1 protein-coding gene is annotated in these 606 nt (G+C 40.6%); it reads left to right on the top strand.

The window, feature by feature from the left end:
• Nucleotides 1-365 (top strand): transposase (locus tag IE178_RS37185; RefSeq protein WP_193515095.1); only part of this gene is annotated, 365 nt, incomplete at its 5' end.
• Nucleotides 366-606: the final 241 nt, after the last annotated feature.

Raw genomic sequence — 606 nt, 5'->3', positions numbered from 1 at the left:
ACTGTATCCGTATGCAGCAGAAGCTTATGAATGTAAGGGTAAGATGTGTGGCTGCCGATTCCATATATGCCAATAATGCCAACAGAAAGTTCTGTACAAAATATGGGATATCCACATCCTTTGTGCGCAAGGGAAGGGCGGCCAAAGATGAGCCTTTGAGGAAGGTGCTTAGAAGCGAACTCTCAAAAGAAAGGGCAACACGGCTTGAAGGAAGCTTCGGCACTCAAAAGCAACATTACTCGCTCTCAAGGATAAAGGCCAGAAACAGGAAGACGGAAATACTGTGGATTTTCTTTGGAATACATACGGCAAATGCCATACTGATGATAGAAAAAATCAGAAACAAAACAGCTAAAGCAGCATGATATGATTTTACTCACAGAATCAGAAGAGGTCATCAGACTTCTTCCGGAACGTCATGTCCTGTCGGATAGAAGTATGTGAGAAAGCACGGAAAAATGACAATAAGAATGGCATATGAAATGGTCATGCCCTATCATCTTCATATGCCATCTTATTTTTTAGAGACATTTACTGAATATCCCTTCATAAGCCTTTCATGTATTTTCAAAAGCTGTTCAAGAAAAAATGGCGATAGAGATTCAC

It is taken from the genome of Streptomyces griseoloalbus, from assembly GCA_014650015.1.
Lineage (GTDB): Bacteria > Actinomycetota > Actinomycetes > Streptomycetales > Streptomycetaceae > Streptomyces > Streptomyces griseoloalbus.
The sequence above is the reverse complement of the archived record's forward strand: the minus strand, read 5'-3'. Positions and strand labels throughout refer to the sequence as shown.